Genomic DNA, 23,783 nt, shown 5'->3' with positions numbered 1-23,783 from the left:
GCCCGTGGACTTCCAGCACCAGACCGTCCTGCTCCACGAGACGGTGGAGCTGCTGAACCCGGCGGAGGGGAAGATCATCCTCGACGGGACGCTCGGCGGCGGAGGCCACACCCAGGCGCTGCTCGCCCGGGGCGCCACGGTGGTGGGCGTGGACCGGGACCCCGTGGCGCTGGCCGCCGCCACCGCGCGCATGGGGGGCAACCCGCGCTTCCAGGCCCGGCAGGGCAACTTCGCGGACCTCTCCCATGTCGCGCAGGACCTGCTCCCCGTGGACGGCGTGCTGGTGGACCTGGGCGTGTCCTCGCCGCAGCTGGACGTGGCCGAGCGCGGCTTCTCCTTCATGAAGGACGGCCCGCTGGACATGCGCATGGGCGACAGCGGCCTCACCGCCGCGGAGCTCATCGCCGAAACGGACGAGCGCGACCTGGCGAAGCTGCTCAAGGATTTTGGAGAAGAGCCCTTCGCCCGGCCCATCGCGAGGGAGCTGAAGAAGGCGCTGCCCCAGCGCACGCTGGAGGCCGCGGAGGTGGTGAAGCGCGCCGTGCCCCGCAAGGCGTGGCCGGACCGCATCCACGTGGCCACCCGCACCTTCCAGGCGCTGCGCATGGCGGTGAACGGGGAGCTGGAGGCGCTGGACGCGCTGCTCGCCGCGCTGCCCTCGCTGCTGAAGGTGGGCGGCCGCGCCGCGGTCATCGCCTTCCACTCCCTGGAGGACCGGAAGGTGAAGGAAGCCTTCCGCGCCCTGGTGGGCGGATGCACCTGTCCGCCGGGCTTCCCGGTGTGCGTGTGCAACAGCCAGGGTGACTTCGCCCTCGTGTCCAAGAAGGCCGTCGCGGCTTCCGAAGCGGAAGTCGAGGCCAACCCCCGCTCTCGCAGCGCGCACCTGCGCGTGGTGGAGAAAATCCGATGAGCAAGGCCCTCTCGCGTCCCTCCGTGTCCGTGGCCGGCGTGCTGCTGCACCTGTTGCCCGCCGTCATGCTCTTCACCCTGTTCGCTGGCGTGGGCATCCTCCATGTGACGAGCCGCGTGCTGGTGGTGGACATGGGCTACCGCCTGTCCAACGCGGAGGGCGAGAGCCGCTCGCTCACCCGGGAGAACGACCGGCTCAAGCTGGAATTGGCCACGCTCAAGGCCCCGGCGCGGCTGGAGCGCGTGGCCCGTGAGCAGCTGGGCATGGCCATGCCCAAGGGCAGCGCGGTGGTGTCCCTCGCGGATGAGCGCGTGAAGGGCTCCGGCACCGCGCAGGCCCGTTCGGCGGCCCCGGCCGTCCGCGTGGCGGAGCGGGGGACCGGGCGGTGAGGGACCTCAAGAGCGCGCGGATTCCAGAGTCGAACACGAAGGGGCTCCGGCTGCGGGTCCAGCTCCTGTTCGGGCTGTTCCTGGTGCTCTTGGGCACGGCGTTCGGCCGCGCGGTCTACCTCCAGGTCTTCCAGCAGGAGAAGCTGCGGGGCCTGGCGCAGGACCAGTACGTCCGGCAGATCGACATCCCCGCCCGGCGCGGTGACATCTTCGACCGTCGCGGCACGCCGCTGGCGCAGAGCGTGGAGGTGGACTCCATCTGGGTGGACCCGTCCCTGCTCCCCGACGTGCCGCAGGCGGCCCGGCAGCTCGCCCGCGCCGTGCACATGGACAGCGGTGACCTGGCCGCGCGCCTGTCCCGCGCCAAGCGCTTCGCGTGGGTGAAGCGCCAGGCGAAGCCCCAGGAGGTGGAGGCGGTGAAGGCGCTGGGCCTGCCCGGCCTGGGCTTCACCAAGGAGCCCAAGCGCTTCTATCCCCAGCGCGAGCTGGGCGCGCACATCGTGGGCATGGTGGGCACCGACGGCCACGGCCTGGAGGGCCTGGAGCTGGCCTTCGAGGACGAGCTGTCCGGGCAGAACTCGCGCACCTCCGGCTTCCGGGACGCCAAGGGCCGCAAGCTGATGGTCCAGGGCGCCATGGATCCGCTGGAGCGCCAGGGCGCCGCCGTCACGCTCACGCTGGACCGCCACCTCCAGTACGTCGCGGAGAAGGCGCTGGCCAAGGCGGTGGACGACGCCAAGGCGACGGCGGGCATGGCGGTGGTGCTGGACCCGCGCACCGGAGAGATTCTGGCGCTGGCCAACAACCCGCGCTTCAACCCCAACACGCCGGAAGACGGCGTGAAGAACGCCATCCGCAACCGCGCCGCGCTGGACGCCTTCGAGCCCGGCTCCACGATGAAGGCCTTCGTGGTGGCCGCCGCGCTGGAAGAGAAGGCCATCACCGCGGACCAGCTGTTCTTCTGTGAGAACGGCGCCATGCGCATTGGCCGGCACACCATCCGGGACACCCACCCGCACGGCTGGCTCAACGCCCAGGGCATCCTCCAGGTGTCCTCCAACATCTGCGCCGCGAAGGTCGCCGAGGCCCTGGGCCGCGAGAAGTTCGTCGCCGCCTACCACGCCTTCGGCTTCGCGGAGCGCACCGGCCTGGCGCTCACCGGCGAGAGCCGGGGCGTCATCCCGTTTCCGAAATCGGACATCTCCCTGGCCACCCAATCCTTCGGCCAGGGCATGACTTCCACCGCCGTCCAGCTGACGGCGGCCTACGGGGCGCTGGCCAACGACGGCGTCCTGATGCGCCCGTACCTGGTCTCCAAGGTCGTGGACCCGGACGGCGTGGTGCTGCTGGAGAACCAGCCCACGGAGCTGCGCCGGGTCGTTTCCCAGAGGGTGGCGCGCCAGGTCGTGGGCATGCTTGAGAGCGTGGTGGTCAAGGGAGGGACCGCGCCCAAGGCCGCCATGGACGACTACCGGGTGGCCGGAAAGACGGGTACGGCCCAGAAGGCGGACCCCGTGGCACGGGGGTATTCCGACAAACGCATCGCGTCGTTCGCGGGCATGGTGCCAGCCGAGGCCCCGCGCGCCGTGATTCTCGTGGTGGTGGACGAACCCAAGACAGACGTATACGGGGGGAACGTGGCTGCCCCTGCCTTCAAGGAAATCGCTACCGCCGCCATGGCCCACCTGGCCGTGCCCCCGTCCCGTACGGTGGCACCCGCCGAGGTGGCCGCGGCCGCCGTGCCCGTGATGCCCCCTCCGGCATCGAAGGCGCTGGCGAAGGCCGTGCCCGCACGGGCCGGCCTGGAGGATGCGGTGACCGAGACCCCGGAGCCCGGCACGGTGCGTGTGCCGGACGTCCAGGGTCAGGCAGGACGCGAGGCCGTGGTGAAGATGCTCGCCGCGGCGCTGGAGCCACAACTGCAGGGTAGTGGACGAGTCGTATCTCAGACCCCCCCCGCCGGTGCGCTGGTGGAGAAGGGGGCACGGGTGACGCTGGAACTGGCGACGCGGCAATGAGGCCGTGTCCTTTCCAGGCCCCGCAAGCAATGCGTGTGAAGGGGAAGAGATGAAGCTGACGGATGTCCTCGCAGGGTGTGGAGCCGAGCAGACCTCGGGCGGCCGTTCCGCGGTCGACGTCACGGGAGTGACGCAGGATTCGCGGCGCGTGAAGCCGGGGGATCTCTTCATCGCCGTGCCGGGCCTGAAGGAAGACGGGGCCCAGTTCATTGGTGAAGCCGTGTCGCGCGGCGCGGTCGCCGTGGTTTCGGAGAAGCAGGGGCAGTCCTCGCAGGTGCCGTTCTTCAAGGTGAGCAGCGCGCGCAAGGCGCTGGCCCTCATCGCGGCCAACTTCCACGGCCGTCCCGCGGACAAGTTGACGCTGCTGGGCGTCACCGGCACCAACGGGAAGACGACCACCACGTACCTCCTGGAGGCCATCCTCGCCACGGCCGCCATGTACACCGGCTCTCCGGCGCCGGGCGTCATCGGGACGCTGGGCTACAAGTTCGGCGGCAAGACGACGGAGCTGGCCAACACCACGCCGGACCCGCTGGAGCTGCACCGCATCTTCCGCGAGATGGTGGACGCGGGCGTGGAGACGGTGGTGATGGAGGTCTCCAGCCACGCGCTCGCGCAGGAGCGCGTGCACGGGCTCACCTTCAAGGCCGCGGGCTTCAGCAACCTGTCGCGCGACCACCTGGACTACCACAAGGACCTGGAGGAGTACTTCCAGGTGAAGCGCAAGCTCTTCGTGGAGAACCTGGGCGCCTCCGGCACCGCCGTGGTGAATGGCGACGACACCTTCGCCAGCCGCATCTACACGGAGCTGCGCAACCAGAAGCGCATGGCGTGGAAGTTCAGCCGCACGGGCGCGGGTGAAATCTCCGCCGCGGACGCCAGCTACTCGCTCAAGGGCATCGAGGCCACCCTGAAGACGCCCGCGGGCGACATCAAGGTCAAGAGCAAGCTCTTGGGGCCCCACAACCTGGAGAACATCATGCTCGCCGCCGGCATCGCGCTGGGCGCGGGCATCAGCCGCTCGGACGTGAAGAGCGGCATCGAGCTCGTCACCGGCGTGGCCGGCCGCATGGACCGTGCGGAGAACCACCGCGGCGGCCCGGCTCCGGCCGTGCTGGTGGACTACGCGCACACGGATGACGCGCTCAAGCGCTCCATCGAGGCGGCGCGCGCGCTGGCCAAGGGCCGCGTCATCGTCGTCTTCGGCTGCGGTGGCGACCGCGACAAGGGCAAGCGCCCGCTGATGGGCACCGTGGCCGCGGAAGGCGCGGACCTGGTGATGGTCACCAGCGACAACCCGCGCACGGAGGACCCGGAGACCATCATCTCCGAGGTCACGCCGGGCCTGGAGAAGGGCGGCCTGCGCCGCATCTCCGAGGGCAAGGCGAAGAACGGGGAGAAGGGCTACCTGGTGGACGCGGACCGCCGCGCCGCCATCGAGCAGGTCATCAACCTGGCCAAGGACGACGACGTCGTCCTCATCGCCGGCAAGGGCCACGAGACCTACCAGACGGTGGGCACCGAGAAGCTCAAGTTCGACGACCGCGAGGTCGCCGCGCGCGCGCTGGCCAACCGCATCCCGGGCTGAACCGGCCCAAGGCCACACCCCCCCTCCATGGCCGCTCGATTCTCCGATGACGAGGTGGTGCAGGCGACGGGGGCGACCCGTCGCGGGGAGCCCGTGGAAGCGGGCTTCCCCGCCGTCTGCACCGACACGCGGTCGCTCACCCCCGGGTGCCTCTTCGTGGCACTGCAGGGTGAGCGCTTCGACGCCCACGACTTCGTGGACGGTGCTCAGCGCCAGGGAGCGGCCGGGGCGGTGGTGAAGCGGGGGAGGGCGCTGCCGGCCCTGCCCCCGGGCTTCGCGCTGTACGAAGTGGAGGACACCCTGGCCGCGCTGGGCGGCCTGGGCGCGCTGCACCGCCGCCGCTTCCGCATCCCGGTCGCGGCGGTGGGGGGCTCCAACGGGAAGACGACCACCAAGGAGATGGTGGGCGCCATCCTGGCCACGCGCGGCCCCGCGCTGAAGACGGAAGGCAACTTCAACAACGAGGTGGGCGTCCCGCTCACGCTCTTCCGGCTGGAGCCGTCCCACGTGGCGGCCGTCATCGAAGTGGGGATGAACCAGCCGGGCGAAATCGAACGGCTCACCCGCAAGGTGCAGCCGGACGCCGGTGTCATCACCGTCGTCCAGCCGGAGCACCTGGAGGGGCTGGGCAGCCTGGAGGGCGTGGCGGAGGCGGAAGGGGAGATGTTCCGCGAGCTGCTGCCCCAGGCCACCGCGGTCATCAACCTGGACGACGCGCTCATCGTGCGTCAGGCCGCGCGCAGCGGCGCGAAGCAGCTGACGTTCGGCCGCGCGGAAGGGGCGGACGTGCGCCTCACGGCGGTCCACACGCTGGGCCGCGACGGCATGGTGGCCACCGTGCGCTACCAGGGGAAGGACTGGCCGGTGCGCCTGCACTTCGTGGGGCCGCACAACGCGCAGAACGCGACGGCGGCGTTCGCGACGGCGCTGGCCCTGGGCTACTCCCCGGAGGAGTGCGTGAAGGGCCTGGAGTCCGCGCGGCCGTACGCGCGAAGGCTCAACATCGTGGACGGCCGCAACGGCGTCACGGTGGTGGACGACTGCTACAACGCCAACCCGGCCTCCATGGAGGCCGCGCTCGTCACGCTGGGCACGCTGGTGCCGGACGGTGGCCGGGCGGTGGCGGTGCTGGGCGACATGCTGGAGCTGGGCGCGGGCGAGGCGGAGGAGCATGCCCGGCTGGGTGAGCTCGTCGCGCGGCACGCGAAGCTGGTCGCGTTCTTCGGCCCCCGCTCCGCGGGCGGCCTGGGCAGCGCGGACATGGGAGATTCCGCCGCCCACTTCACCGAAGTGGAGCCATTGGTGGCGTGGTTGACGCCCCGGCTCTCTCCCGGTGACGTGGTGCTGGTGAAGGCCAGTCGCGGCATGCGATTGGAGCGCGTGGTGGCCGCCCTGACCGGCGCCGCACCCCCCGGAGGGAGTCACTAGTGCTGTACCTTCTGTACGAGCTCATCCAGAACACCGAGGCCGGGCGCGTCCTCAACTTCCTGCGCTACCCGACCTTCCGCATCATCGCCGCGGGCGTCTTCGCCCTGCTCCTGGGGATGCTCATTGGCCCGCGCCTCATCGCGCGGCTGCGCCTGAAGCAGCACGGGCAGAGCAACGTGCGCGAGGACACCCCGGACAGCCACCAGAAGAAGAAGGGCACGCCCACCATGGGTGGCGCGCTCATCCTCATCTGCATCGCGGCGGGCACGCTCCTGTTCGCGGACCTGAAGTCGCGCGGCGTCTGGGTGATGATCCTCCTCACCTTCGGCTACGGCTTCATCGGCTTCCTGGATGACTGGCTGAAGCTGTCCAAGCGCAACTCCAAGGGCCTGGCCGGGCGCAAGAAGATGGCGCTGCAGACGCTCTTCTTCCTCGTCGCCATCTTCGGCCTGATGTGCACGTGGACGAAGGCGGACGGCTCCTTCGGGCCCACGCTGCTCATCGACACGCGGCTGACGCTGCCCTTCGTGCCGTCCCATTGGTTCAACCCGGACCTGGGCTGGTTCTACGTCGTGTTCGCGTGGATCGTGATTGTGGGCACGTCCAACGCGGTGAACCTCACGGACGGCCTGGACGGCCTGGCCATCGTGCCCACCATCGTGTCGGCGGTGACCTTCTGCGTGCTCTGCTACGTGGCGGGCACCACGCTGCACATCGCGGACACGGAGACGGTGAACGGCGTCGCCAGGCTCACGGCCACGCCGCTGTACCGCTACCTGGGCATCCTCCAGGTGCCGGGCGGCGCGGAATTGGCCGTCTTCTGCGCGAGCATCGTGGGCGCGGGCATCTCCTTCCTCTGGTTCAACACCTACCCGGCGTCCGTGTTCATGGGCGACATCGGCTCGCTGGCCCTGGGCGGTGCGCTGGGCGCGCTGGCGGTGTTCTCCAAGAACGAGGTGGTGTCCGCCATCATCCACGGCATCTTCTTCGCGGAGGCGCTCTCCGTGATGATCCAGGTGGCGTCCTTCAAGATGACGGGCCGGCGCGTCTTCAAGATGGCCCCGGTGCACCACCACTTCGAGCTCAAGGGCATGGCCGAGCCGAAGATCATCGTGCGTTTCTGGATTGTCGCCATCCTCTGTGGTGGCGTGGCCCTGCTGTCCCTGAAACTGCGCTAGTCGCTTTGCCCCATCTCGAGGTCGGCCCGCCCCATGAATCCCTCGCTGTCCGGTCGGAATGTCGCGGTGTTCGGGCTGGCCAAGAGCGGCGTCGCGGCGCTGCGGCTGCTGGTCCAGCACGGCGCGAAGGTGACGGCGCTGGACGCGCGCTCCGAGGACGCGCTCGGTGACGTCGCGAAGGAGCTGCACGCGAAGGGCGTGACGCTCGTCACCGGCGCCACGCCCCCGGGGCTGCTCACCCGCCAGGACCTGGTGGTGGTGAGCCCGGGCGTGCCCTTGTCCCTGCCGGAGCTGGAGGCCGCGCGCACGTCCGGCGTCCCCGTCTGGGGCGAAATCGAGCTGGCGGGCCGCTTCCTCACGGGCACGCGCTTCCTGGGCATCACCGGCACCAACGGCAAGAGCACCACCACGGCGCTCACCGGTGAGCTGTACGCGAAGGCGGGCCTGCGCACCTTCGTGGGCGGCAACCTGGGGCGCCCGCTGGCGGAAGCCGCCATGTCCCCCGGGGACTGGGACGCGCTGGTGGTGGAGCTGTCCAGCTTCCAGCTGGAGGGCATCCACCAGCTCAAGCCCACGGGCGCGGCCATCCTCAACCTCACGCCGGACCACCTGGACCGCTACGCCAACCACGCCGAGTACGGCGCGGCCAAGGCGCGCATCTTCATGAACCAGGACGCCGGCAGCGACTTCGCCGTGGTGAACGCGGACGACGCGGCGGTGATGGGGCTGGCGGCCTCCGCGCGCGCGCCCGTGTACGGCTTCTCCATGACGGGCCGTCCGGTGGTGGACGCGCCGAAGCTGGCGGGCCTGGCCATCGCGCGCTCCGGCGGCTTCGAGCTGGAGTTCGCGGGCGAGTCCTACACGCTCACCAACCGCTCGCTGCGCGGCGCGCACAACGCGCAGAACGCGATGGCGGCGGCGCTGCTGGCCCGGCTGGGCGGCGTGGCCAGGGACGCGGTGCAGGCGGGCCTGGACAGCTACCCGGGCCTGGCGCACCGGCTGGAGAGCGTGCGCGTGCTGGACGGCGTGGAGTGGGTGAACGACTCCAAGGCCACCAACGTGGACTCCGTGCTGGTGGCGCTCAAGGCCTTCGCCGGTGACGTGTGGCTCATCGCGGGCGGCAAGGGCAAGGGCGCGCCGTACGCGCCCATGGTGGAGGCGGGGCAGGGCAAGGTGAAGGGCGTGCTGACCATTGGCCAGGACGCGGACGCGCTGGCCCGGGCGTACGCCAACGACGCGCCGGTGCACGCGTGCGGCACGCTGGCGCAGGCGGTGGCCAAGGCGCGTGAGGTGGCGAGGGCAGGGGACACGGTCCTGCTGTCCCCGGCGTGCGCGTCGTACGACCAGTTCAAGAACTTCGAGGACCGGGGCGACACGTTCAAGCGCCTGGTCGGGGCGCTCTGACCGTGATGAAGACCTCTCCTCCGGCCGCCCCCGTGCGGTTCGATCCGATCCTGCTGTGCGCGGTGCTGGCGCTGGTGTCGCTGGGCCTGGTGATGACGTACTCGGCCAGCGCGGTGCTGGCGCAGGACAAGCTGGGCGACAGCCTCTACTTCCTCAAGCGGCAGCTGTCCGCCGCGGGCCTGGGGCTCGTGGCCATGGCGGTGGCCATGAAGCTGGGGTGGCGGAAGCTGGCGCGGCTGGCGTACCCGCTGCTGCTGGTCGCCATCGTGCTGCTCATCGCGGTCGCCATCCCCGGCATCGGCACCACGGCGGGCGGCGCGCGGCGGTGGATCCGCCTGCCGGGCTTCAGCCTCCAGCCGGCGGAAGTGGCCAAGTTCGCGTGGCTCGTCTACCTGTCCTATTCGCTGGCGAAGAAGCGGGAGAAGGTGGCCACGTTCTCCATTGGCTTCCTGCCGCACCTGGCCCTGTGCGGCATCCTGGTGCTGCTGTGCATGCTCCAGCCGGACTTCGGCAGCAGCGTGCTGCTGGTGTTCATGCTCTTCGTGCTGCTGTTCGCGGCGGGCACGAAGCTGTCGTACCTGGTGGGCTCCATCCTGCTCGCGCTGCCCTTGGCCTTCGTCGCCATCGCGACCAGCCCCTACCGCATGAAGCGCATCCTCGCGTTCCTGGACCCGTGGGCCCACCGGCACGACGTGGGCTACCAGGTGGCGGAGTCGCTGATGTCCATCGGCTCGGGCGGCATCACCGGCCTGGGGCTGGGGGACGGCCGGCAGAAGCTGTTCTTCCTGCCGGAGGCGCACACGGACTTCATCTTCTCCATCCTCGGTGAGGAGCTGGGGCTCATTGGCGTGGGGCTCCTGGTGGTGCTGTACGCCATCGTCCTGTGGCGCGGCATCCGCGCGGCCCTGGCGGCGGGGGAGACCTTCGGCACGTACCTGGGCCTGGGCATCAGCTCCATCATCGCGTTCCAGGCCACGGTGAACATGTGCGTGGCCATGGGCCTGTTGCCCACGAAGGGCCTGACGCTGCCGTTCGTGTCCTACGGCGGCACGTCGCTGGTGGTGCTGATGGGCTCGGCGGGCGTGCTCCTGTCGCTCAGCGCGAACACGCAGGGCGCGACGCGGCCGGTGCGCACGGGCACGACGGACCTGCGGGAGGTGACGGCGTGAAGGTGCTCATCGCGGGCGGCGGCACCGGAGGCCATCTGTTCCCGGGCATCGCGCTGGCGGAGGAGGTCGTCACCCGCCACCCCGCCAACGAAGTGGTGTTCGTGGGCACGGAGAAGGGCCTGGAGGCGCGCGTGGTGCCCAAGGAGGGCTACCCGCTGGAGTTCGTGAAGGTGCAGGGGCTCAAGGGCAAGGGCTTCCTCGGCCTGCTCAAGGGGCTCATCGCGCTGCCCCTGGCGTTCCTCGCGTCGTTCCGCATCCTGTCGCGCCAGAAGCCGGACGTGGTGGTGGGCGTGGGCGGTTACGCGAGCGGGCCGGTGGTGCTGGCCGCGTGGCTGATGGGCATCCCCACCGCCATCCAGGAGCAGAACGCGCTGCCCGGCCTCACCAACAAGGTGCTGGGCCGCATCGTGAAGGTCGTCTTCACCGCCTTCGAGGAAGCGCGCACGTTCTTCCCGGAAGCCAAGGTGCAGATGATTGGCAACCCCATCCGCAAGAAGCTGATGGACAACTACCTGCGCAGCAACACCGCGCACGAGAAGTTCACCGTCCTCATCTTCGGCGGCAGCCTGGGCGCGCGCGGCCTCAACAACCGCGTGCTGGAGGCGCTGGACTCGCTGGGCGACGTGAAGGACCAGCTCTCCATCGTCCACCAGACGGGGAAGCTGGACCTGGAGAACGTGACGAAGGGCTACGCGGACAAGGGCTTCGCGGACGTGGCCCAGGTGGTGGAGTTCATCGACGACATGTCCTCCGCCTACTCCAGGGCGGACCTGGTCATCTGCCGCGCGGGCGCCACGTCCCTGGCGGAGCTGACGGTGTGCAAGAAGCCCAGCATCCTGGTGCCCTTCCCGCACGCCACGGACAACCACCAGGAGGTGAATGCCCGGGCGCTGGTGGACGCGGGCGCGGCCCTCATGTTCCGCGAGTCGGAGCTCACCGGCCTGAAGCTGGCGGCAGAGCTGCGCGGCCTGATGACGGACCCCGCGAAGCTCAAGCAGATGGCGAAGAAGGCGGGCATCCTCGGCCGCCCGGCCGCCGCGAAGGAGCTGGCGGACGTGTGCGTGGACCTGACCACCCAGGCCTGGGGCCCGGGTGGACGCGACCGCGGACAGAAGGACGTGAAGAAGGCACCCGGGAGCAAGGCATGAGCAGCAAGACCGTCAGCAACAAGCCCGGCAGCCTCTTCAAGACGCGCCACGCGGCGCACGTGCACTTCGTGGGCGTGGGCGGCATTGGCATGAGCGGCATCGCGGAGGTGCTGCTCAACCTGGGCTACCGCGTCTCCGGCTCGGACCTGCGCGAGAGCGACATCACCCGCCGCCTGGCGAAGCTGGGCGCCACGCTCTACGAGGGCCACCGCGCCTCCAACCTGGTGCACGCGGACGTGGTCGTCATCTCCTCCGCGGTGCGCAAGGACAACCCGGAGGTGGTGACGGCGCGCCAGCGCAAGATTCCCGTCATCCCTCGCGCGGAGATGCTCGCGGAGTTGATGCGCCTGAAGTACGCGGTCGCCGTCGCCGGCAGCCACGGCAAGACGACGACGACGTCCATGGTGGCCACGGTGCTGTCCGCGGCAGGCCTGGACCCCACGGCGGTGGTGGGCGGCAAGGTGAACGTGCTCGACTCCAACGCCAAGCTGGGCAAGAGCGAGCTGATGGTGGTGGAGGCGGACGAGTCCGACGGCAGCTTCCTCAAGCTGCACCCGTCCATCGCGGTCGTCACCAACATCGACCCGGAGCACATGGACCACTACGGCAACCTGGAGACGCTCCAGTCCGCCTTCGTGGAGTTCTGCAACCGGGTTCCCTTCTACGGCCTCAACGTGCTGTGCCTGGACAACCCCAACGTCCAGGCGCTGCTGCCGCGCATCGAGAAGCGCTTCGTCACCTACGGCAGCTCGCACATGGCGGACTACCGGCTGGAGGGCATCGCGCTGGACGGCTTCACCACCACCTTCCGCGCCTTCCGCCGCGACGAGGACCTGGGCGAGTTCCGCGTGCGCATGGTGGGCGCGCACAACGCCTTCAACGCGCTGGCGGTGGTGGCCATCGCGGAGGAGATGGACATCCCGCTGGAGACGGTGCGCTCCGCGCTGGCGGAGTTCGGCGGCGTGCAGCGCCGCTTCACCGTGCGCGGCGAGGTGGGCGGCGTCACCGTGGTGGACGACTACGGGCACCACCCCACGGAGGTCATGGCCACGCTGTCCGGCGCGCGCCGCGCCTTCGGCCGCCGGGTGGTGGCCGCCTTCCAGCCGCACCGCTACACGCGCACGCACGACCTGATGAAGGAGTTCGCCACCGCGTTCAACGACGCGGACGTGCTCTTCGTCACCAGCGTCTACGCGGCGGGCGAGGAGCCCATCCCCGGCGCCACCGGCGACGCGCTGGCGGAGGCCATCCGCGCGCACGGCCACCGCGACGTGACGTTCGTGGAGAAGCGCGCGGACGTGGCGAAGGCGCTCCACGAGCGCGTGCGCGAGGGCGACCTGGTGCTGACGCTGGGCGCGGGCGACATCACCCAGGTGGGGCCGGACCTGCTGAACCTGATGGGCGCGGCGAAGGGCGGGTAGGGGATGCAGGCGGGTGAGGTGACACCGCTCGCGGCGCGCGTGGCGCGGCTGCCGGGCCTGGACGTCAAGCCGGGCGAGCCCCTGGCGCCGCTCATCAGCGTGCGCGTGGGCGGGCCGGCGGAGGCCCTGGTGCGGCCCCGCTCCCCGGACGCGCTGGTGGACCTGCTGCGCCTGGCCCGTGAAGAAGGCATCCCCGTCACGGTGCTGGGCGGCGGGGCCAACACGCTGGTGGGCGACGGCGGCGTGCCGGGGCTCACCGTGAAGCTGCCCCCGGATTTGTTCCCGGAGGCGCTGGACGTGGGCCCGGACGACGGCCGGGTGACGCTGGGCACGGGCGCGGCCATTGCCCGGCTGGTGAACGTCATGCGCGCGCAGGGGCTGGTGGGCGCGGAGTTCCTCGCGGGCATCCCCGGCACCCTGGGCGGCGCCGTCACCATGAACGCCGGCACCAAGAACGGCGAGTGCTTCCGCGTGGTGGAGTCGATTGAGGTCGCCACCGCGGACGGGGTGGGGTGGCTGGACAAAGCGCAGGTGCCCCACACCTACCGTCACGCCACGCTGCCCGCTGGAGGTATCGTCACCCGCGTGCGCTTCCATCTTCCCAAGGGCGATGTCGTGGCCAGCAAGGCGGCCATGGACGCGGACCTGGGCTACAGGAAGCGCACGCAGCCCTTGAGTCAGCCCAACTTCGGCAGCGTGTTCACCAACCCGCCGGGCGACCACGCCGGGCGGCTGATTGAACTCGTGGGCCTGAAGGGGCACACCCTGGGGCGCGCGCAGGTGTCCACCCTGCACGCCAATTGGATCGTCAACCTGGGCGGCGCCGCCGCTCGCGACGTGCGGGGCCTCATCACCCTGATGCAAGAGCGGGTGAAGGAAGCCACCGGCGTCGTCATGCACCCCGAAGTCAAGTTCGTCGGAGTCTTCCTGCCATGAACATCGGTCCCCGAGGCTTCACCCCCGCTGAGTTGAAGGCCAAGCGCGTCGGCGTGCTGTATGGCGGCCTCTCCAGTGAGCGCGAGGTGTCGCTGCGCACGGGCGCCGCGGTGTCGGGGGCCCTCAAGGGCCTGGGCTACGACGTGGTGGAAATCGACGTGGGCAAGGACCTGCCCGCGCGCCTCATCGCGGAGAAGGTGGACGTGGCGTGGCTCGCGCTGCACGGCCGCTTCGGCGAGGACGGCTGCATCCAGGGCCTGCTGGAGGCCATGTTCATCCCCTACACCGGCAGCGGCGTGATGGCGTCCGCCGTGGGCATGGACAAGGTGTACGCGAAGGAGATCTTCATCGCGCGCGGCATCCCCACGCCGCCCTACCGCGCCTTCACGACCGCAGAGGCCGCGCTGGCGGAGGCGGACCGGCTGCCGTTCCCCTTCCCGGTGGTGGTGAAGCCCAGCCGCGAGGGCAGCAGCGTGGGCGTGCACATCTGCAAGACGCGCGAGGACTACACCGCCGCCGTCCAGGACGCGGCGAAGCACGCGGGCACGCTCCTGGTGGAGCAGTTCATCAAGGGCCGGGAAGTGCAGGGCGGCGTGCTGGACAACGAGGCCCTGGGCGTCATCGAAGTGAAGGCCGCCCGCGAGTTCTACGACTACGAAGCCAAGTACCAGGCCGGCAGCGGTACTCAGTATCTCTTCCCCGCGCCGCTGCCCCCGGACCTGTACGCGCGCGTCAATGAAGTCTCCCTGGGCGCCCACAAGGCGCTGGGGTGCTCCGGCGGGTCGCGCTCGGACGTCATCGTCACGGAGAGTGGCGACGTGTTCCTGCTGGAAATCAACACGCTGCCCGGAATGACGGCCTCCAGCCTCCTGCCCAAAATCGCGGCGGGGCGGGGCATCGACTTCCCGGCCCTCTGTGAGCGGCTGCTCCAGGGCGCTTCGCTCAAGGCCTGAGCCGCTGCGCGTTCTTTCCTGGAGTTCCGGCCTCTTGTGAGGCCGGCGTGTCCCCCCGTGCCGCTACAGCGACGTGCCTGTAGCCAAAAACTGGCGTGGTTCGACGTCCGCACGCAGCATGCGCCTCCCTAGTCATGGCCTTCGGAAAATCCAAGAACCGCCGCCGCCTGGACGCCGCACCGCGCAATGACGCGGTGAAGGGCGCGGTCCGTTCGCACGGGCCGTCGGTGGCGAAGGCGCTGGGACTGGCGGTGGCGACGGCGGGGCTCATCTGGGGCTCCATGGAGCTGCGCGCCTGGGCGGTGGTGTCGCCCCGCTTCGCGCTGGAGCAGGTGAACTTCACCGGCCTGGAGCGCGCGTCGCGCCCGGAGCTCTTGAAGCTGTCCGGCCTGACGGCGGGGCAGAACCTGTGGACGCTGGACACGGCCGCGCTGGCGCGGGCCATGGGGCAGCACCCGTGGATTCGCACGGTGGAGGTGACGCGGCGGTTTCCGCGCGGGGTGTCCGTGGAGGTGACGGAGCACGCACCCGCGGCGCTGGCGGTGCTGGGCGACCTCTACGTCCTGGACGAGGAGGGCGAGCCCTTCAAGCGCGTCACCCCGGGGGACGGGCTGGACCTGCCGCTCGTCACCGGCATGGAGCGCGATGCGTACGTGGCGGACCCGGACGCGGTGCGTTCGAAGTTCCGCGAGGCGCTGGATGTAACCCGTGCTTATGCGCGGCTGTTGCCGGGACGATCCGAGCGGCTTTCTGAAGTGCGCCTGGAGAACACCGGGCTTGCGCTGGTGACGGCGACGGGGCAGGAGGTGCGCCTCGGTGCTGGCGATACGGAAGTCAAGCTCCAGCGGCTGGCGCGCGTTCGACGCGAGCTCAGCACAAGGGGGCTTGCAGCCGCGATCATTCGCCTGGATAACCGTGCCCGACCGGGTTGGGTGGCGGTGAGGCTTTCGAGTGGGTCCGACTCCGTGCGGAGCGGGGACTCGACGCAGTGAGGATGCTTCCTTCACGAAAGTGAGGGAGCCTGGGAGGAGTCACATGGCGAAGCAGAAGTCGGGGGAGATCATCGTCGGCCTCGACATCGGCACGACGAAGATCTGCGCCATCGTCGGCGAGCTGACCGATAGCGGTATCGACATCATCGGTATCGGCACGCATCCGTCGAAGGGATTGCGCAAGGGCGTCGTGGTCAATATCGAGGCCACGGTGTCGTCCATCCGGCGCGCCGTGGAGGAAGCCGAGCTGATGGCCGGGGCGGAGATCTCCCACGTCTACACGGGGATCGCCGGCGGCCACATCAAGGGCTTCAACTCCCAGGGCATCGTCGCGGTGAAGGACAAGGAGGTCCGCGACGCGGACATCGCGCGCGTCATCGACGCGGCGAAGGCGGTGGCCATCCCGCTGGACCGGGAGGTCATCCACGTCCTGCCGCAGGAGTTCATCATCGACGACCAGGGCGGCATCAAGGAGCCCCTGGGCATGGCCGGCGTGCGCCTGGAGGCCAAGGTGCACATCGTCACGGGCGCCGTCTCCAGCGCGCAGAACATCGTCAAGTGCGCCAACCGCACGGGCCTGAACGTCTCCGACATCGTGCTCCAGCCGCTGGCCTCCGCCGAAGCCGTGCTGAGCGAGGACGAGAAGGAGCTGGGCGTGTGCCTCGTCGACATCGGCGGCGGCACCACGGACATCGCCATCTTCTCTGGCGGCTCCATCGTCCACACGGCGGTCATCGCCCTGGGCGGCAACAACCTGACGAGCGACATCGCCATCGGCCTGCGCACCCCCGCGCACGAGGCCGAGCGCATCAAGCAGAAGTACGGCTGCGCGCTCGCGTCCATGATCAACAAGGACGAGACGATTGAAGTGCCCAGCGTGGGCGGCCGTCAGCCGCGCGTGCTTGGCCGGCAGATCCTCTCCGAGATCCTGGAGCCGCGCGTGGAGGAGATCTTCCAGCTCGTGCACCGCGAGATCCAGAAGTGCGGCTACGAGGACCTGCTCGCGTCCGGCATCGTGATTACGGGCGGCTCCACGCTGCTCGCGGGCATGCCGGAGCTGGCGGAAGAGGTGCTGGGCCTGCCGGTGCGCCGGGGCATGCCTCGCGGCATTGGCGGTCTGGTGGACGTGGTGAAGAGCCCCATGTACGCCACGGGTGTGGGCCTGGTCGTCTACGGCGCCAAGCACATGGACCGCCGCATGTTCCGCATCCGCGAGGACGGCAACGTCTACAAGAAGGTGAAGGGCCGGATGCGCGAGTGGCTGGAAGAGATCTTCTAGTCCGGCTTCCGGAAACGTAACGCGCTGAGCCAGGGGCTCCCTTCGGGGGGCCTTTTCGCGTTTCTGGAGGCCGCGTGTCCGGGCCCTGGATTGACGCGTCAGAGAGGACGCTGACGCGTCAGTCCAGGACGCGGAGTGTTTTCCAGATTCCAGAATGGGGATCCGGGTTCCGGACGGCCGCCCTAAGCACGGGCAACCAGCCGTGCAAGTTCCAGGATTTGGACGGACAGTGAATCCGACAGAGGATGGCGCCGGGCTTGCTTAGGGAGCCCGCTGGCTCTCGGACCGGATTCCTCCGTGTTCCTGGTGAGCCTCTGAACCTATGACTCCACACAAGATTTCGCGGTTGCTGACGCCCCTACAGGGAGTACGCGGCTCCGCTGCGGCGCTGTTGGCCCTGCTGTGCGCCGTGTTCGCGGCGCCCCCGGCCTTCGCCGAGCCCGACACCTTCGGCCTGGGCGATGGCCACAGCGGCGCGCTGACGGTCAGCCTGGCTGGTACGAGGATCAACACCTACGTGCGGCTCAGGGCGAACGCGGGTGTGGGTGCCACGTCCGTGAACGTGGGGGACACCACCGGCTTCGCCGTGGGCGACCTGGTGATGATCTACCAGTCCACCGGCTTCACGGGCACGGTGACGTCCAATGCGCCGGGCCCGTTCGACTTCAATACGAACGCGGTGGGCAACTGGCAGTTCGTGCGCGTGACGGGGCTCACGACCAATACCCTGACCTTCACGGGCACGCCGCTGACGGCGGCGTTCACGGGTGGCACAAGCGCAACGGCCACCCGCACCTCGGCGCAGGTCATCCGGGTGCCTGAGTACACGACCGTGACCATCAACGCGGGTGCGAGCATCGTCGCCCAGCCATGGTCCAGCGCTGACATCAACGACAACCTGGGCGGCATCGTCGTCTTCTTCGCCACGGGGACGGTGACGAACAACGGCTCCATCTCCGCCACGGGCGCGGGCTTCCGCGGCGCGGAGTACTTCAACAGCAGCGGAGATAACTGCGCCGCGACCACCTATGACCTGTCGCAACCCAATGGCGGCGCCATGAAAGGCGAGGGGCCTGTTCCTGCTCGCTACAAGCCGCCCACCGTCTTCCCGACTGGTGCGACCATTGCGGGCCGCGGCAACATCCTCAACGCCGGTGGTGGTGGCATCTGCCATAACTCCGGTGGTGGTGGCGGTGGCAACGGAGGCGCGGGTGGTATTGGCGGTCGGACGTGGACCGGTGACACCGGGCCTTCGCGTGCGGTAGGCGGCATCCCGGGTGGCAAGATGCTGTTCAGCCCGGCGACGCGCGTCCTGTTCGGCGGCGGTGGTGGCTCCGGTCACGGCAATGACGACGTTGGCACCGGCGGCGGAAACGCGGGTGGCATCGTCTTCGTGCGCGGCGCGTCGCTCGCGGGAACGGGCAGCATCACGGCGGATGGCGTTTCCGCGGCGAGCTCCCAGAATGACGCGGCGGGTGGCGGTGGCGCGGGCGGTACCCTCTCCCTGCGGTTCACGGGCGCCCTGGCCTGCACCGGTACCGGTTCGCTGTCCGCGAAGGGCGGCAACGGCGGCAACAGCACTTTCGTGGAGTCGCCGCACGGCACGGGTGGTGGCGGTGGCGGTGGTTACATCCACATGCAGGCCAGTTCCTACGCCTGCCCCGCGTCCGTTGCGGGCGGCACGGCGGGTACCCAGCCCACGGCGACCGCGCTGGATGGTCCGACCTACGGCTCGGCGCCGGGCAATCCGGGTGTCATCACGCAGGGCCCGGCTCCCACGGTGCTCACCCCGGCCAACGGTTCGTCCACGACGAACACCACGCCCCCCATCACGGGTACGACGCCGAGCCCGAACCAGACGGTCCGCATCTACATCGACGGCCAGCCCCAGCCCGTGACGGTGACGTCCGACGCGTCGGGCAACTTCTCCTTCACGCCGTCCACGCCGCTGACCGTGGCCACGCACACCGTCTACGCGGTCACCGTGAACAACGGCGTCGAGAGCGCCCCGAGCAACACCAACACCTTCACTGTCACCGCCCCGGCGGGGCCGACGGTGGCCATCACCACGCCGGCCAACGGCTCGACGTTGACGAACCCCACCAACGTGGTCATCGCGGGCACGGCCGCGAACGCGACGTCCGTCTCGTTCACGCTGAATGGGACGAATTACGGCCCCTTCACGGTGACCGGAGGCAACTGGACCACCACCGTGCCGGGCCCGCTGGCCAACGGCACGTACACCGTGAACGCGGTGTCGACCAACGGCACCTCCAACAGCACCACCGCGACCTCCACCTTCACGGTGGCGGTGCCCGCGCCGACGGTGGCCATCAGCACCCCGGCAAACGGCTCGACGGTGACGAACCCGAACGTGACGGTGACCGGTACGGCCGCGAACGCGACCACGGTGACGCTCACCTTCCAGGGCACGAACTACGGTCCCATCACGGTGACGGGCGGCAACTGGAGCCAGGCGCTCCCGGGTCCGCTGGCCAATGGCACGTACACCGTGACGGCCGTGTCCACGAACGCGTATGGCACGAACAGCACCCAGGCCTCCTCCACCTTCACGGTGGCGGGCCCGACGGTGGCCATCACCACGCCGGCCAACGGTTCCACGACGACCAACCCCAACGTGACGGTGACGGGCACGGCCGCGAACGCGACCAACGTCACGGTCACCTTCCAAGGCACGAACTATCCTGCCACCGTGACCGGCGGCACCTGGTCCGTGGCGCTGCCGGGCCCGCTGGCCAACGGCACGTACACCGTGACCGCGGTGTCCACGAACGGCACGACCAACAGCACCACGGCCTCGTCCACCTTCACGGTGGCGGTGCCTGCGCCGACGGTGGCCATCAGCACCCCGGCCAACGGCTCCACGACGAACAATCCGAACGTGACGGTCACCGGTACGGCCGCCAACGCGACCACGGTGACGCTCACCTTCCAGGGGACGAACTACGGTCCCATCACGGTGACCGGCGGCAACTGGAGCCAGGCGCTGCCGGGCCCGCTGGCGGACGGCACGTACTCGGTGACCGCCGTGTCCACGAACGCCCAGGGCACGAACAGCTCGCCCGCGACCTCCACCTTCACGGTGGACCAGACGCCTCCGGTGGTGGCCATCAGCACTCCGTCGGACGGCACGACGATCAACACCCCGAACGTGACGGTGACCGGCACCTCCACGGACGCGGCGTTCGTGACGCTCGTGTTCGAGGGCACGAGCTACGGCCCCATCACCGTGGACGCCTCCGGCAACTGGAGCTTCCCGCTGCCCGGCCCGCTGGCGGACGGCACGTACACCGTGACCGCGACAGCTACGGACTCGGCGGGCAATCAGAGCACTCCCGACAGCTCCACCTTCACGGTGGACCAGACCGCGCCGACCGTCGCCATCAGCACCCCGGCCGACGGTGACGTCATCGGCACCAGCACGGTGACGGTGACCGGTACGTCCTCGGGAGCCACGTCCGTGACGCTGACCTTCGAGGGCAACGACTACGGCCCCATCGCGGTCGACGCCTCCGGCAACTGGAGCTACACGCTCCCGGTGTCCGTGCCTGAGGGCACCCACACCGTGACGGCGGTGTCCACGGACGCGGCGGGCAACACCAGCACGCCGGCCAGCTCCACCTTCACGGTGGACCTGACCGTCCCCACGGTCGCCATCACCACGCCGGCCAACGGCACCTCGGTGAACACCAGCACGGTGACGGTCACCGGCACGACGACCAACGCGACGTCCGTGATGCTCACCTTCGAGGGCACGAGCTACGGCCCCATCACCGTGGACGCCTCCGGCAACTGGAGCTTCCCGCTGCCCGGCACCCTGACCGAGGGCTCGTACACCGTGACCGCGGTGTCCACGAACGGCGCGGGCACGAACAGCGCGACCGCGACCTCCACCTTCACGGTGGATCTGACCGCGCCGACCGTTGCCATCAGCACCCCGGCGGACGGCTCGACGGTCAACACGCCCAACGTGACGGTGACGGGCACGTCCACGGGCGCCACGTCCGTGACGCTGACCTACGGCGGCACGAACTACGGACCCATCCCCGTGGATGGCGCGGGCAACTGGAGCTACCCGCTGCCGGTGTCCCTGACGGACGGCTCGTACACCGTGACCGTGGTGGCCACGGACGCGGCGGGCAACACCAGCACGCCGGATGACACCACCTTCACGGTGGACCTGACGGCGCCGGAAGTCGACATCACCTCGCCGCTGGACAACGCGACGGTCGCCTCCAACACGGTGACCGTCACCGGTACCTCCGTGGGCGCCACCTTCGTGACGCTGACCTTCGAGGGCAACGACTACGGCCCCATCCCGGTGGATGCTTCCGGCAACTGGAGCCAGGCGCTGCCGGGCCCGCTGGCGGACGGCACGTACACCGTCACCGCGGTGGCCACGGACTCGGCGGGCAACGAGAGCACGCCCGACAGCTCCACCTTCACGGTGGACACGACCGCGCCGACGGTGGCCATCACCACGCCGGCCAGCGGCTCCACGGTGGGCGCCAACGTGACGGTCACCGGTACGGCCGCGGGCGGCGCGACGAGCGTGACCGTGACGTTCCAGGGCACCAACTACGGCCCCATCCCGGTGGACGCCTCCGGCAACTGGAGCCAGGCGCTGCCCGGCCCGCTCGCCAACGGCACGTACACGGTGACGGCGGTGGCGGTGGACGCGGCGGGCAACACCAGCACGACCGCGACCTCCACCTTCACGGTGAACACAGCCGCCCCCACGGTGGCCATCACCGTCCCGGCCAACGGCTCCACGGTCATCGTCCCCAACGTGACGGTGTCCGGTACGTCCGCGAACGCCACGTCCGTGACGGTGACGTTCCAGGGCACCAACTACGGGCCCATCCCGGTGGATGCTTCCGGCAACTGGAGCCAGGCGCTGCCCGGCCCGCTGGCGGACGGCACGTACACCGTCACCGCGGTGTCCACGAATGGCACGACCAACAGCACGACCGCGACCTCCACCTTCATCATCAACCTGGGCAACCCGGTGGACACGGACAAGGACGGCCTGACGGACGACGAGGAGCTCGCCCTGGGCACCGACCCGAACAACCCGGACACGGACGGCGACGGCATCCCCGACGGCATCGAGGTCAAGGTCGGCGGCACGGATCCGCTCGACGACGACTCGGATGACGACGGCATCCTCGATGGTAACGAGGACAAGGACCACGACGGCATGGTCGACGCCGACGAGACGGACCCGAACAACGCGGACACTGACGGCGACGGCCTGACCGACGGCGTGGAGCTGGGCCTCTCCGAGCCCCAGGGCGACGACACCGACCCGTCCGAGTTCGTGGCGGACAAGGACCCGTCGACGAAGACGAACCCGCTGGACGACGACTCGGATGACGACGGTCTCACCGACGGCAACGAGGACATCAACCACGACGGCAAGGTGGACCCGACGGAGACGGACCCGAACAAGCTCGACACGGACGGTGACGGCCTGACGGACGGCCTGGAGCTGGGCCTCACCGAGCCCCAGGGCGATGACACCAACATGACCGTGTTCGTCCCGGATCAGGACCCCGACACCAAGACGAACCCGCTCAACCCCGACACCGACGGTGGCGGCGTGCTCGACGGCATCGAGGACCGCAACCACAACGGCAAGGTGGACGTGCTGGAGCCCGACCCGAACAACCCGGCGGACGACAACGACGCGGACGGCGACGGCATCGACAACGCCACGGAGGAGGCGCACGGGACGGATCCGTTCGACCCCGACTCCGATGACGACGGCGTGCTGGACGGCATCGACGGGCTGACCGACACCGACGGTGACGGCGTCATCGACGCGCTCGACCCGGACAGCGACAACGACGGCATCAACGACGGCACGGAGCTGGGCGTGACGGTGGAGACCGCTCCGCCGGGCACCGACACCTCGTCCCCGCACTTCAAGCCGGACGCGGATCCCTCCACGAAGACGGACCCGAAGAACCCGGACACGGACGGTGACGGCCTGAAGGACGGCGAAGAGGACCGCAACCACGACGGCCGCCGTGACGCCACGGAGACGGATCCGACGATGAAGGACACCGACCAGGGTGGCATCGACGACGGCACGGAGGTGAAGGGCGGCTCGGATCCGCTCGACGCCAACGATGACTTCCTGGTGGTGGGCCACGGCTGCAGCACGGGCGGCTCCGGTTCGCTGGCGCCCTTCGCGCTGATGCTGCTGGCGCTGCCCCTGGTGGGCCGCCGCTTCCGCCGCGCCGGGGACCTCCTGGCGCGCGCGGGTGGGGCGCTGGCGGTGTTCATCACGGCGCTGGTCGCGGGCATGGGCACCACCGCCCACGCGCAGGCCACCGCGGTGTCGCAGGCCATCGACGTGCAGCAGTACAAGCCGGGCCCGGGCGTCGCGGATGTGCTCGCGGTGCACGGCGCGAAGGTGCAGCGGCACCTGGGGTGGAACGTGGGGCTGTCGGTCAACTACGCCGACAAGCCGCTCAACTTCTTCGACCCCCGCTCGGACACGTACGTCACCTCCCTGGTGAAGAGCCAGGTGGGCTTCGACCTGATGGGCGCCGTCGGCCTCTTCGACCGGTTCGAAATCGGCGTCGTGCTGCCCATCACCATCCAGGGCTCGGAGAACTCGCCGGCCGTGGACTCCTCCTTCGCCAACGGGGTGAGCGGGGGCGGCATTGGCGACCTGCGCATCATCCCGAAGGCGCGGCTGCTGGACGGTGACAACTACGGCGTGTCCGTGATGCTGCCCATCTCGCTGCCCACGGGCGGTGCGTCGGACTTCCTCGGCGGCTCCGGCGTGTCCGTCAACCCGCGCGTGGTGGCGGAGTACGGCAAGCGCTTCCGCATCCTCGCCAACGTGGGCGTGGACCTCCGCAAGTCGGAGCAGCTGCGCAACCTGAACGTCGGCAGCGCGCTGGCGTACGGGGTGGGCGCGGAGGTTCCGCTGGGT

At 69.9% G+C, this 23,783-nt stretch carries 15 protein-coding genes; all 15 read left to right on the top strand.

What is annotated here, in order from left to right; genetic code table 11:
* Positions 1-4: 4 nt before the first annotated feature.
* Positions 5-910, top strand: coding sequence for a 16S rRNA (cytosine(1402)-N(4))-methyltransferase RsmH (gene rsmH / locus D7X55_RS03445; RefSeq protein ID WP_120548790.1), 906 nt, complete (start codon positions 5-7; stop codon positions 908-910).
* Positions 907-1,299, top strand: coding sequence for a cell division protein FtsL (gene ftsL / locus D7X55_RS03440; RefSeq protein ID WP_120548789.1), 393 nt, complete (start codon positions 907-909; stop codon positions 1,297-1,299). Before rsmH ends, ftsL begins: the two co-directional genes overlap by 4 nt.
* Entirely contained in the window at positions 1,296-3,317 is a 2,022-nt protein-coding gene (locus D7X55_RS03435; RefSeq protein ID WP_120548788.1) for a penicillin-binding protein, read from the top strand. The genes ftsL and D7X55_RS03435 overlap by 4 nt, the downstream gene beginning before the upstream one ends.
* A 49-nt stretch (positions 3,318-3,366) precedes the next feature.
* Entirely contained in the window at positions 3,367-4,905 is a 1,539-nt protein-coding gene (locus D7X55_RS03430) for a UDP-N-acetylmuramoyl-L-alanyl-D-glutamate--2,6-diaminopimelate ligase (RefSeq protein ID WP_120548787.1), read from the top strand.
* A gap of 27 nt (positions 4,906-4,932) precedes the next feature.
* The gene (murF, locus tag D7X55_RS03425; protein WP_121722218.1) at positions 4,933-6,333 is read left to right on the top strand and encodes a UDP-N-acetylmuramoyl-tripeptide--D-alanyl-D-alanine ligase; all 1,401 of its coding nucleotides are present in this window, start codon (positions 4,933-4,935) and stop codon (positions 6,331-6,333) included.
* Positions 6,333-7,511: a phospho-N-acetylmuramoyl-pentapeptide-transferase gene (gene mraY / locus D7X55_RS03420; protein WP_121722217.1), complete on the top strand. Its 1,179-nt coding sequence runs from the start codon at positions 6,333-6,335 to the stop codon at positions 7,509-7,511. Before murF ends, mraY begins: the two co-directional genes overlap by 1 nt.
* Positions 7,512-7,544: 33 nt before the next feature.
* A complete protein-coding gene (gene murD / locus D7X55_RS03415) occupies positions 7,545-8,915 on the top strand; it encodes a UDP-N-acetylmuramoyl-L-alanine--D-glutamate ligase (RefSeq protein WP_121722216.1) in 1,371 nt (456 codons plus the stop codon).
* 5 nt (positions 8,916-8,920) lie between these two features.
* Positions 8,921-10,084 carry a putative lipid II flippase FtsW gene (gene ftsW, locus D7X55_RS03410; RefSeq protein ID WP_120548783.1) on the top strand — a complete coding sequence of 388 codons (1,164 nt, stop codon included), beginning with the start codon at positions 8,921-8,923 and terminating at the stop codon, positions 10,082-10,084.
* Positions 10,081-11,232, top strand: a complete 1,152-nt coding sequence (gene murG / locus D7X55_RS03405; protein WP_120548782.1) for an undecaprenyldiphospho-muramoylpentapeptide beta-N-acetylglucosaminyltransferase — start codon at positions 10,081-10,083, stop codon at positions 11,230-11,232. The genes ftsW and murG overlap by 4 nt, the downstream gene beginning before the upstream one ends.
* On the top strand, positions 11,229-12,653 hold the full coding sequence (murC, locus tag D7X55_RS03400; RefSeq protein ID WP_120548781.1) for a UDP-N-acetylmuramate--L-alanine ligase: 1,425 nt from the start codon (positions 11,229-11,231) through the stop codon (positions 12,651-12,653). Before murG ends, murC begins: the two co-directional genes overlap by 4 nt.
* Positions 12,654-12,656: 3 nt before the next feature.
* A complete protein-coding gene (gene murB, locus D7X55_RS03395; RefSeq protein WP_121722215.1) occupies positions 12,657-13,589 on the top strand; it encodes a UDP-N-acetylmuramate dehydrogenase in 933 nt (310 codons plus the stop codon).
* Positions 13,586-14,542 (top strand): D-alanine--D-alanine ligase, encoded by a 957-nt coding sequence (locus tag D7X55_RS03390; RefSeq protein WP_121722214.1) that lies wholly within the window; start codon positions 13,586-13,588, stop codon positions 14,540-14,542. The genes murB and D7X55_RS03390 overlap by 4 nt, the downstream gene beginning before the upstream one ends.
* Positions 14,543-14,676: 134 nt before the next feature.
* Entirely contained in the window at positions 14,677-15,534 is an 858-nt protein-coding gene (locus D7X55_RS03385; RefSeq protein ID WP_120548778.1) for a cell division protein FtsQ/DivIB, read from the top strand.
* 43 nt (positions 15,535-15,577) lie between these two features.
* Positions 15,578-16,813, top strand: a complete 1,236-nt coding sequence (gene ftsA, locus D7X55_RS03380; protein ID WP_014398878.1) for a cell division protein FtsA — start codon at positions 15,578-15,580, stop codon at positions 16,811-16,813.
* A gap of 346 nt (positions 16,814-17,159) precedes the next feature.
* On the top strand, positions 17,160-23,783 hold a 6,624-nt coding region (agmC, locus tag D7X55_RS03375; RefSeq protein ID WP_158626309.1), incomplete at its 3' end, for an adventurous gliding motility protein AgmC.

The sequence above is a fragment of the Corallococcus sp. AB049A genome (genome assembly GCF_003668885.1).
GTDB classification, from domain to species: Bacteria; Myxococcota; Myxococcia; order Myxococcales; family Myxococcaceae; genus Corallococcus; species Corallococcus interemptor.
The sequence above is the reverse complement of the archived record's forward strand: the minus strand, read 5'-3'. Positions and strand labels throughout refer to the sequence as shown.